This is a genomic window from Streptomyces sp. MUSC 14, assembly GCF_001866675.1.
Taxonomy (GTDB): Bacteria; Actinomycetota; Actinomycetes; order Streptomycetales; family Streptomycetaceae; genus Streptomyces.
On the sequence record NZ_MLYN01000044.1, the window covers coordinates 91950 to 102456 of the forward strand.

Annotated in this window: 9 protein-coding genes; 1 reads left to right on the plus strand and 8 read right to left on the minus strand. The window is 74.1% G+C overall.

What is annotated here, in order from left to right; all coding sequences use genetic code 11:
- Nucleotides 1-315 precede the first annotated feature (315 nt).
- The 7 genes from BIV25_RS27495 to fmt form a co-directional block, all read right to left on the minus strand.
- Nucleotides 316-1758 (minus strand): GuaB1 family IMP dehydrogenase-related protein, encoded by a 1443-nt coding sequence (locus BIV25_RS27495; RefSeq protein ID WP_071375139.1) that lies wholly within the window; start codon nt 1756-1758, stop codon nt 316-318.
- A 133-nt stretch (nt 1759-1891) separates the two neighbouring features.
- Nucleotides 1892-2218: a barstar family protein gene (locus BIV25_RS27500; protein ID WP_071375126.1), complete on the minus strand. Its 327-nt coding sequence runs from the start codon at nt 2216-2218 to the stop codon at nt 1892-1894.
- Complete coding sequence (locus BIV25_RS27505; RefSeq protein WP_071375127.1) at nt 2215-2682, minus strand: ribonuclease domain-containing protein; 468 nt, start codon at nt 2680-2682, stop codon at nt 2215-2217. Before BIV25_RS27505 ends, BIV25_RS27500 begins: the two co-directional genes overlap by 4 nt.
- A 101-nt stretch (nt 2683-2783) precedes the next feature.
- The gene (locus tag BIV25_RS27510; protein WP_071375128.1) at nt 2784-3827 is read right to left on the minus strand and encodes a sugar-binding transcriptional regulator; all 1044 of its coding nucleotides are present in this window, start codon (nt 3825-3827) and stop codon (nt 2784-2786) included.
- 90 nt (nt 3828-3917) lie between these two features.
- On the minus strand, nt 3918-4601 hold the full coding sequence (rpe, locus tag BIV25_RS27515) for a ribulose-phosphate 3-epimerase (RefSeq protein WP_071375129.1): 684 nt from the start codon (nt 4599-4601) through the stop codon (nt 3918-3920).
- A gap of 110 nt (nt 4602-4711) precedes the next feature.
- Nucleotides 4712-6139, minus strand: coding sequence for an RsmB/NOP family class I SAM-dependent RNA methyltransferase (locus BIV25_RS27520; RefSeq protein WP_071375130.1), 1428 nt, complete (start codon nt 6137-6139; stop codon nt 4712-4714).
- 149 nt (nt 6140-6288) lie between these two features.
- Nucleotides 6289-7221: a methionyl-tRNA formyltransferase gene (fmt, locus tag BIV25_RS27525; protein WP_071375131.1), complete on the minus strand. Its 933-nt coding sequence runs from the start codon at nt 7219-7221 to the stop codon at nt 6289-6291.
- A 312-nt stretch (nt 7222-7533) separates the two neighbouring features.
- On the opposite strand from fmt, the gene BIV25_RS27530 reads away from it, so the two are divergent.
- Nucleotides 7534-8079, plus strand: a complete 546-nt coding sequence (locus BIV25_RS27530; RefSeq protein WP_071375132.1) for a hypothetical protein — start codon at nt 7534-7536, stop codon at nt 8077-8079.
- Between the two features lie 82 nt (nt 8080-8161).
- Here the strand turns inward: BIV25_RS27530 and BIV25_RS27535 are convergent, their stop codons facing one another.
- Nucleotides 8162-10324 (minus strand): primosomal protein N', encoded by a 2163-nt coding sequence (locus tag BIV25_RS27535; RefSeq protein ID WP_071375133.1) that lies wholly within the window; start codon nt 10322-10324, stop codon nt 8162-8164.
- Nucleotides 10325-10507 lie beyond the last annotated feature (183 nt).

Below are 10507 nucleotides of genomic sequence, written 5' to 3' on the forward strand. Positions count from 1 at the left end.
TCGCTGCCGGTCATTGCGGAACGGGGACCGGGGGCAGCCCTGCCGGGGCAGGAACCCACCGAGCGGGGTCCCCGCCACACCACGTACAGACGAGCACCCTACGAGGCAGGCCTTCACGGGCGTAATGCAGCAACCTTGCGCGTCCCCGCATGATCATTGCGTTCATCCGTCCAGAACGCCAATTCGTTGCACGCGGACCGCCGGGCGTTGCACGGTGGTCCCACAGGTCCGCTTTGCGAAGTCTTGAACACGCCGACGGCCCCCGTCGATCCCGGGCTCGGGATCGACGGGGGCCGTGCGGAAGGGACTTGAGGGTCAGCTCCAGCTGGCGTGCAGCGGCTTGCCCTCGGCGTAGCCGGCGGCGCTCTGGATGCCGACGATGGCCTTCTCGGCGAACTCCTCCAGGGAGCCCGCGCCGGCGTAGGTGCACGACGAGCGGACGCCCGCGATGATCGAGTCGATCAGGTCCTCGACGCCCGGGCGGGTCGGGTCGAGGAACATGCGCGAGGTGGAGATGCCCTCCTCGAACAGTGCCTTGCGGGCGCGGTCGTAGGACGACTCCTCCGACGTGCGGTTGGCCACCGCACGCGCGGACGCCATGCCGAAGGACTCCTTGTAGGCACGCCCGTTGGCGTCGTGCTGCAGGTCGCCCGGGGACTCGTAGGTGCCGGCGAACCAGGAGCCGACCATCACGTTGGACGCGCCGGCCGCGAGGGCCATGGCGACGTCGCGAGGGTGGCGGACACCGCCGTCGGCCCACACGTGCTTGCCGTACTTCTTCGCCTCGGCGGCGCACTCCAGGACCGCGGAGAACTGCGGCCGGCCCACGCCGGTCATCATCCGGGTGGTGCACATGGCGCCGGGGCCCACACCGACCTTGATGATGTCCGCGCCGGCGTCGACGAGGTCCTTGACGCCCTCGGCGGAGACGATGTTGCCCGCGGCGATCGGCACCCGCGGGTCGAGCGCGCGCACCAGCCTGACGGCGTTGATCATCGACTCCTGGTGGCCGTGCGCCGTGTCGATGACGAGCGTGTCCACGCCCGCGTCGAGCAGCTGCTTGGCCTTGCCCGCGACATCGCCGTTGATGCCGACGGCCGCGGCGATGCGCAGCTTGCCGTTCGCGTCCACGGCCGGCGTGTACAGCGTGGCGCGCAGGGCGCCCTTGCGGGTGAGGATGCCGGCCAGCTTGCCGTCCTTGTCGACGGCCGGGGCGTAGCGCCGGTTGTGCTGGTCGAGGGTGTTGAAGGCCTCGCGCGGGTCGATGTCCGCGTCGAGCAGGAGCAGGTCCTTGGACATGACCACTTCGAGCTGCGTGAAGCGGTCGACACCGGTCAGGTCCTCGTCGGTGACGACACCGACCGGACGGTGGTTCTCGTCCACGACGACACCGGCGTTGTGGGCGCGCTTGGGCAGCAGCGCGAGCGCGTCGGCGACGGTCTGGTGCGGGGCGAGCACGATCGGGGTGTCGAGCACCAGGTGGCGGCTCTTGACCCAGGAGACGACGTCGGTGACGACCTCGATCGGGATGTCCTGCGGGATGACCACCAGGCCACCGCGGCGGGCCATGGTCTCGGCCATACGGCGGCCGGCGATGGCGGTCATGTTGGCGACGACGAGCGGGATGGTGGTGCCCGTGCCGTCCGGCGAGCTGAGGTCCACGCCCTGACGCGAACCGACCGCGGAGCGGCTCGGCACCATGAACACGTCGTCGTACGTCAGGTCGTACGGGGGCTGGATGTCATTGAGGAAACGCACGTGCCGCACATCCCAGTCGATCAGAGGTGACCCCCCGACAGGTGTGCCAGGGGGAAAAGAGCACGTACTTCATTGTCCCATGTCGGGGGCGTTCGCACGCCCCCACAGAACATCCAGGCCCACCGTGGATCAGCTAGGAGGTTCCTCCAAGGGCGAGGGCCACGGTGAGCGCCGGCGTCCGTCGCATCGCCTGCGAGAACACCTTCTGGGCAGTCTCCCACTCCTCGGGCCGCGCCTTCGCGTAGCCCTGCCAGTCCGTGACGACGACGAGGAGCCCGCCCTCGGCCTCCTCCGGCCATACGGACAGGTCGGACAGGGAGTCCGCCAGCGCGTCCCAGTTGCGGCCGAACCAGTCGGGCAGCGCCAGGGCCCGGACGGCGCGGTCCATCAGAGCGGCCTTGTCGGTGACTCCGTCGAGGTCCAGGGTGACGACGAGCCGCCCTGCCAGGTCCTTGCTCATCTCAGCACCGCCCGGAACGAGTTGTAGTGATCATCGGTGTAGTAGATCTCCCCGGCCTTGCCGGTGATGATGCGCCGGGCGCCGCGATCGCGCGAGCCGGGCGTCTTGACGGTGTACTCGTGGTAATAGCCGCGCTGGTGACCCGGCAGGTGCCGCTCGAGGTTCCCGAAGACGATGCCGTCCCGGGCGTAGGGGTAGGGGCCGCCCTTGTCGATGAGGGCGAGGGTCCGCCGGGCCTCGGCGGGCAGCGCGGACGCCTGCACGGTGGCCATGCCCTTGGCCCAGCCGGGGGTGACCGAGGCGGCGGGCGCGTGCGAGGCGGGACCGGCGCTCGTGCCGGTGCCGGCGCTCGTGTGGTGCGACGAGCAGCCCGTCAGCAGGACGGCGAGGACGACGAGCAGCCCCGCGAACAGACGGGGCACCGCCCGTCGTCGGGACGGTGGGGGGACGAACCGCAGCAACATGCGGACGATGCTGCCACGGCCGTCCCACCGTCACGAACTCCGCGCCCGGCGACCGGAGTCGGCGTGTCCGCCGGGTCTCGCGGGCCCGGTGCGGGGGCCGGTCAGGAGCCGTCGGGGTCCGCGCGGCTCAGGGCCGGCTTCGGGGTCGGTCCCGCCGTCATCAGGTAGTCCGCGGCCGAGGTGTCCGTGACCAGGCTGGTGACCAGCCCGGACCGCAGCACCGCGTCGATCGCGGCCGCCTTGCGCTGTCCGCCCGCGATCGCCACGACCTCCGGGATACGGCGCAGCTGGTCGGTCTTGACCGTGATGCACCGCTCCCCCAGGTCCCGCCCGATCCGGCGGCCCTCGGCGTCGAAGAGGTGCGCGGACATCTCGGCGGCGACACCGAGCGAGGCGTAGTGCGCCCGCTCCTCGTCGCTGAGCATGTCGTGCACCGTCGAGATGCCCGGCTCCCAGGAACCGATGGAGACACAGGCGACCGTGACCTTGTCGAAGTACTCGAAGGCCCGGGCGATCCCGGTCTGGTGGCGCAGCGCCGCCGCGGTGGCCGCGTCCGGCAGCAGCATCGGCGCGTAGATGGGGTGCGCGTCCCCGCCCGACACCTGCGCGGCGCGGCGCACCGCCTCCACCGATCCGCGCTCGGCGGTCCCGGCGTCGTACACCCCCGTCAGCTGCACCACCGTGCAGGGCGGCAGCCGGTCGAGCGCCGCCGCCATGTGGATGGTGGACCGGCCCCAGGCCAGCCCCAGCACGTCCCCCTCGTTGACGAGTTCGCCGAGCAGGTCGGCCGCGACCTCGCCGAGGTTCTCCGGGTCGGGGGTCTCCTCGGCCTCGGCCGGGGACTCGACCACGACGGCGTGCCGCAGTCCGTACCGGGCGCGGAGCGCGTCGGAGCGCTCGGCGTCCAGCTCGGCCGGCACGCGGATCTCGATCCGTACGAGATCCCGTTCGAGGGCCGTCTCCAGGACCCGGGCCACCTTGAAGCGGCTGACACCGAACTCCTCGGCGATCTGGATCTTGGACTTCCCCTCGAGGTAGAAGCGGCGGGCCATGGCCGCCGCCTGGACCAGCTCAGCGGGTCCCATCCGCATGGCTGACCGGCCCGCCGACATACCCGACACGGCGATCTCCTCACTGCTGTTCACACTCTGGATTCGCCGTTCATCCTTGCAGATTCGGGGCGACTGATCTGCCCTGATGGGCGCCGTTCACTTAACCGTTCATGCAGCCGTGGCTCAGTGGTCGCATGCCCAGGACGACCGGGCGGTGACCGCGTCCGCCTGGGCGCGCAGGGCACGCACCGCCTCCGCCGGGTCGGCTGCGCCGTAGACCGCCGAGCCGGCCACGAAGACGTCCGCGCCCGCCTCCGCGCACCGCTCGATCGTCGAGGCGGAGACACCGCCGTCCACCTGGAGCCACACCTGGAGGCCGTGCTTGGCGATCAGCTCCCGGGTGCGACGGATCTTCGGCAGCATGATGTCGAGGAACGCCTGGCCGCCGAAGCCGGGCTCGACCGTCATGATCAGCAGCATGTCGAGCTCGGGCAGCAGGTCCTCGAACGGCTCGATCGGCGTCGCCGGCTTGAGCGCCATGGAGGCACGGGCCCCCTTGGCGCGGATCTCCCGGGCGAGCCGCACGGGCGCGGCGGCCGCCTCCACGTGGAAGGTCACCGAGGAGGCACCCGCCTCCACGTACTGGGGGGCCCAGCGGTCGGGGTCCTCGATCATCAGATGGCAGTCCAGCGGGGTGTCCGTCGCACGCGCCAGGGACTCCACGACCGGCACGCCGAGCGTGAGGTTCGGGACGAAGTGGTTGTCCATGACGTCGACATGGAGCCAGTCGGCGCCTTGGACCGCCTTGGCCTCCTCCGCGAGGCGGGCGAAGTCGGCGGACAGGATGCTGGGGTTGATCTGGGCCATGCCCCAAGACTGCCATGTCCGGAGCACTGATGTTCGCGTCCGTCCACAGGCGAGGCCGTTCATCATACTGCCGCGGCCGCCTGTGGATGACTCCCGGTGAGCGCGTGACCTCAGCCGGTACGACGGATGAGCGCCAGGTACATCGCGTCGGTGCCGTGCAGATGCGGCCACAGCTGGACGTCCGGCCCCTCGCCGAGCGCCGGTACGCCGGGCAGCAGCGGGCGCGCGTCGATCAGCTCCGCCTGCGGGTGCTGCTTGAGCACGTCGGCGACGACCGCCCGGGTCTCGGCGAGGTGCGGCGAGCAGGTGGCGTATCCGACGACGCCGCCCACGCGCACCGAGTCGAGCGCGGTGCGCAGCAGGCCGCGCTGCAGCGGCGCGAAGTTCTCCAGGTCCTCGGGGCGCCGCCGCCAGCGGGCCTCGGGCCGCCTGCGCAGCGCGCCCAGCCCGGTGCACGGCACGTCCATCAGCACGCGGTCGAAGGCCCCGGGCCGCCACGGCGGCCGGGTGCCGTCGGCGGCGATGACCTGGTACGGCCCGGGGTTGCCGGCCAGCGCCTTGGCGACCAGCCCGGCCCGGTGCGGCTGCTTCTCGGAGGCGAGCAGCGTGGCGCCGCGTTCGGCGGCGAGGGCGGCGAGCAGCGCGGCCTTGCCGCCGGGGCCGGCACAGCCGTCGAGCCACCGCGCGTCGGATCCCTCGACGGGCGCGTTGGCGAGCGCCAGGGCCACCAGCTGGCTGCCCTCGTCCTGCACCCCGGCCCGTCCCTCACGCACGGCCGCCACCGCGCCCGGCTCACCGCCCTCGGCGAGCCGCACGGCGTACGGCGACCAGCGCCCGGGCACGGCGGCCTCCTCGCGCAGCAGTTCCTCGGCGGTGGCCCGCCCCGGCCTCGCGACCAGGGTCACCTCGGGCCGCTCGTTGTCGGCCTCCAGCAGGTCCTCGATCCCGGCGCGCCCGCCGCCGAGGGAGTCCCAGAGCGCGGAGACGACCCAGCGCGGGTGCGAGTGCACGACGGCGAGGTGGTCCTCGGGGTCCTCGTCGTAGGACGGCGCGACCTGCTCCAGCCAGCCGCCGAGGTCGTGCTGGGTCACCTTGCGCAGCACGGCGTTGACGAACTTGGCCCGTCCGTCGCCGAGCACCACGCGGGCCAGCTCGACGGAGGCGGACACGGCGGCGTGCGCCGGGATCCGGGTCCCGAGCAGCTGGTGCACCCCGAGGCTGAGCACGTCGAGCACCGGCGGGTCGACCTCGCGCAGCGGCCGGTCGACACAGGCGGCGATGACGGCGTCGTACGTCCCCTGCCGGCGCAGCGTGCCGTACACCAGCTCGGTCGCGAGGGCCGCGTCCCGTGCGTCGAACTTCTCCGGCCCCTCCTTCTCGCGCGCCTTGCGCAGCAGCGGCGGCAGCACGAGGTTGGCGTACGCGTCCCGCTCGTCGACCGCGCGCAGCGCCTCGAAGGCCAGGATGCGGACGGGGTCCTTCTGCGGACGGCGGTAGGGCTTGGCGGGCTTACGGGGCCGCCGGGACTGCTCACTCACGAAAAAGGTGCTCCGGATACGAGGAAGGAGGTGCGGTCTCCAGCCTACGTCCGCACACCGGCACCGCCGCCGCCCGGGCCTCGCGGCCCTTCTGCGGGTCCGGACCCGCGGAGGACCGACGGCACATCGGGGCTCCTCCGGCGGAGCGCTCAGCTCCCGAGGGTCTCGTCCTCGGCGATGCGCACCCCGCGGGCCCAGTCGGCCGCCCGCATCGGCTTCTTGCCCTGGGCCTGCACCCAGAGCAGCTCGACGGCGTACGACCCCGTGCCGACGTGCACGCTGTTCTTGCCGGCCGCCATCCGCCCCGGCGCGAGGTCGGTCCGCTCCGGCACGGGCGTGACCTGGACGAGCTTCAGCCGCTCACCGCGGAAGGTGGTCCAGGCGCCGGGCGCCGGGGTGCAGCCGCGCACGACCCGGTCGACGCGCAGCGCGGGGGCGGCCCAGTCCACCTGGGCGTCCTCGACGGTGATCTTCGGCGCGACGGTGATGCCGTCGGCCGGCTGCGGTACGGCCTTCAGGGTGCCGTCCTCGATGCCGTCCATGGTCGCGGCGAGCAGCCCGGCGCCGGCGAACGCGAGCCGCGTGAGCAGGTCGCCGCTGGTGTCGGTGGCCCGCACCTCCTCGGTGACGGTGCCGTAGACGGGCCCGGAGTCGAGGCCCTCCTCGATGAGGAAGGTGGAGGCGCCGGTGATCTCGTCGCCCGCCATGATGGAGTGCTGCACCGGCGCGGCCCCGCGCCAGGCGGGCAGCAGCGAGAAGTGCAGGTTGACCCAGCCGTGCGCCGGGATGTCGAGGGCGACCCTGGGCAGCAGGGCGCCGTAGGCGACGACCGGGCAGCAGTCCGGGGCGATCTGCGCCAGCCGCTCCAGGAACTCCGGGTCGCGCGGCTTGAGGGGCTTGAGCACCTCGATCCCGGCCTCCTCCGCCCGCTCGGCCACGGGCGACGCGACCAGCCTGCGCCCGCGTCCGGCCGGCGCGTCGGGCCGCGTGACGACGGCGGCGACCTCGTGCCGCCCGGAGGCGATCAGGGCGTCCAGAGCGGGAACGGCGACCTCGGGGGTACCGGCGAAGACGAGCTTCATGGGCGGGATCGGGCCTCTCTGGCGGGTGTTGGACGGGCAGCGCACCAGTCTATGACCACCGGGGAAAAGCCGCCGACGGCCGGAGCCGCACAGGTCAGCGTCACGGCCGGGGGACTCGGGCGGGGCGCCGGCGCAAGAGCGGTCCCGCACCACCGCCGGGCGCAGGCGCCCGGCCGACCGGCGTACGCATATGCCCGTACGCCCCCACCCCGTGACCAGCGGCGCGCACACGCGTTGGTCAAGAAAGAGTTGACCACAACGGGCCGCTTTCGCGGCCCAATTCCTTTCAACGCCGGTTCGAGAGGCTTGTTCATGGCCGACCACGCAACCCACGACGCCCAGGCCCGGGCCAGCCTGCACTTGCTGGTGCGGGACATCGAGCGGGTCCGCCGACAGGTGGACGCGCTGCGCACGCTCACCGCCCAGCTGGGCAACGTCTACCGCCCGCGCCGCTCCGGCCCGTCCACGGGCTTCGTCGTCTACGGACGCGCCCCCGCCCCCACGGTCCGCCTGGCCCAGGAACTCCGCGACAGCGTCGAGACCCTGGTCACGGCCGCCGTGGACTTCGACCGCTCGCTGGGCTTCTCGTGGGACGCGGTGGGCTCGGCGCTCGGGGTCACCAAGCAGGCGGTGCACCGCCGTTACGGCGCCCGCCGCGCCGCGGCCCAGGCGGCCGCCGCCGAGGCCGAACGGACGCCGGAGCCGTCCGGCTCGCGCGCGATCGGCGTGAACACCGGCCTGCCGTCGGTGCCCACGGTCCCCGCGGCCCGTTCCATGCCCACGCAGCCCACCGCCGGCAGCCCCGCCCTGCGCGACGACGCCCGCCCGACGGCCTTCCCCGGGCCCCGCAACGGCTGACGCGCTACGCCCACCGGTCCGCGCCGCCCCGCCCTCCCGGCACCATGTCCGGGAGGGCAGTCACATCTCCCGGGGGCGCACGTCACCCGATGTCCGGCGGATCGATCCGCACCCGCACGGACTCTCCGGCCCCGCTGTTCCCGCTTCCCCGCGCCATCCGCGCGGCCTGGGCGGCCTTCAGCGCGGCGGCCAGCGCCGCCCCGCTCCCGGGCGGCACCCGCACAAGCGCCCGCTCCCAGTGCTCGCCGGGTGGCGGAGCACCGGGCCTGCGGGGCCGGCCGGGCGGCGTGGGCGGCACCGGAACCGGCCCCAACACCTCGGCGTCCGGCGGCAGTTCGGCCGACGCCAGGAATCCGGCGACGGACGCCGGCACTCCCGTGACGGCCGCCATCCGGGACACCGGCGGGAAGCCCAGCTCCGCCCGCTCGGCCAACTCCCGTACCGCATGCCCGACGGGGTCCCAGCGCACCAGCGCCTGCACCGGCCGCAGCGTCGGCTCGGCCACCACGACCACCGTGCCCCCCTCGCCCTGCGGCCGGACCAGCGCGCTCGCCGCGATCCACCGGCGCAGTGCGTCCTCGCCGGCCCGCAGGTCGGGGCGGACGAGCATGGCCCAGCCGTCCAGCAGCAGGGCCGCCGCGTAGCCGCCCTCGGCGACGGGCTCGGCGCCCGGGGTGCTCACCACCAGCGCGGGCGTGCCCGGCACGGTGTCCAGCACATGCTCCCGTCCCGAGGTCCGCACCGGTACGGCGGGAAAGGCGCGCCCCAGTTCCTCGGCCGTCCGCCGCGCCCCCACCACCTGTGCGCGCAACCGGAAGCCGCCGCACTCCGGGCAGTGCCACGCGCTCTCCTCGCGCCCGCACCAGCCGCATCGCAGCACTCCGGCGTCCTGGCCCTGGAGCGGTCCGGAGCAGTGCCGGCACCGCGCGGGCGCCCGGCACCGGTCACAGGCCATACGGGGGGCATAGCCGCGCCGGGGCACCTGCACCAGCACCGGCCCGTGCCGCAGCCCTTCGCGGGCCGCCTGCCAGGCCAGGGTCGGCAGCCGGGCGGCGCGGGCGGCCTCGTCACGCCCGAGGTCGTCGTCGCCGACCGTCCGGACCAGGGGCGCGGCCCGTCGTACCTGCTCACGGCCGGCGACCAGCGGCCGGGCCCAGCCGCTCGCCACGAGCTGGGCGGCCTCCACGGTGCAGCCGAACCCGCCCAGCAGGAAGGCGCACCTGTCCAGCGCGGCGCGCAGCAGCAGCACATCGCGCGCGTGCGGCTGCGGGGCGTGCTGCTCGCTCAGGCTGTCGTCGCCGTCGTCCCAGACCGCGACGAGGCCCAGGTCGCGCACGGGAGCGAACATGGCGGCCCGTGTCCCCACGACGGCCCGTACGGCTCCGCGCCGCACGGCGAGCCACTGCGCGTACCGCTTCTCGGGACCCGCGTCGGCGGTCAGCAGCGCGTGCCGCCCGGGGCCGAGCAGTGCGGTGAGCGCCGCGTCGACCCGCGCGGCGGCCCGCCCGTCCGGTACGACGACGAGGGCGCCGCGCCCCGAGGCGAGCGTGGCGGCGACGGCCCGGGCCGCCTCCTCGCTCCACAGCGGACCCGGCAGCGCGGTCCACACCGCCCGGGGCGCTCCGCCGGAGGCCAGCGCGTCGAGAAAGGCGACCCCGTGCTCGTACCGCCCCCAGGAGCCGGGGCCGGGTGGCACGGGCGGCGGCAGCGGCGCGGGCGACGGGCGCTTCTCGGCGGCGGCGCTGCGCGGCGGCACGGCCAGCTGGAGGACATCGGCGAGGCTGCCGGCGTAGCGGTCGGCGACGGCCCGGGCAAGGCCGAGCAGCTCCTCGCTCAGCACCGGCTCCGGGGAGACGACCTGGGCCAGCGCGGCCAGCGGTCCGGAGTAGTCGGACTCGGCGCGCCGCTCGACGAGGAAGCCGTCGATCAGCCCGCCGCCCTCGCGGCGCCCTTCGCGCACCCGGTGCCGGCCGGCCCCGAACCGCACCCGCACCCGCACTCCGGGCTGCGCCTGTTCGTCCAGTTCCTCGGGGACGGCGTAGTCGAAGTACCGGTCGAGGTGCAGTACGCCCTTGTCGACCAGGACCCGGGCGACGGGCAGCTCCTTGGCGAGCGCGGCGCCCCGCCAGGTGCGCGGTTTGGCGCGCGGCGTCTTCGCCTTGCGCACGCTCTCCCGGATGAGCGCGAGCTGCTCCGGCGGCGCCCCTTCGACGCCCCCGCCCCCCTGCTCGTTCTCGCTGCTCACGCTTGCATTCTTACCAAACGCCACTGACAACGGGGCGCTCGCGGCCCGCCGTTCACATGCATGGACGGCATGACGACATCGGCTCCCGGGAGCACCGAACGGTGGTCCCGGGAGCCGGTGTCAGCCGTGCTGCCGTTCGCCTCAGAGGCCGACGGCCTTGCGGAGGGCGTCGACGCGGTCGGT

Bases quoted from the DNA above. Each gene is read 5' to 3' on its own strand.
- BIV25_RS27500 (WP_071375126.1), bottom strand. From the start codon at position 2,218: ATGAGCAAGGACCTGGCAGGGCGGCTCGTCGTCACCCTGGACCTCGAC.
- BIV25_RS27505 (WP_071375127.1), bottom strand. From the start codon at position 2,682: ATGTTGCTGCGGTTCGTCCCCCCACCGTCCCGACGACGGGCGGTGCCC.
- rpe (WP_071375129.1), bottom strand. From the start codon at position 4,601: ATGGCCCAGATCAACCCCAGCATCCTGTCCGCCGACTTCGCCCGCCTC.
- fmt (WP_071375131.1), bottom strand. From the start codon at position 7,221: ATGAAGCTCGTCTTCGCCGGTACCCCCGAGGTCGCCGTTCCCGCTCTG.
- BIV25_RS27530 (WP_071375132.1), top strand. From the start codon at position 7,534: ATGGCCGACCACGCAACCCACGACGCCCAGGCCCGGGCCAGCCTGCAC.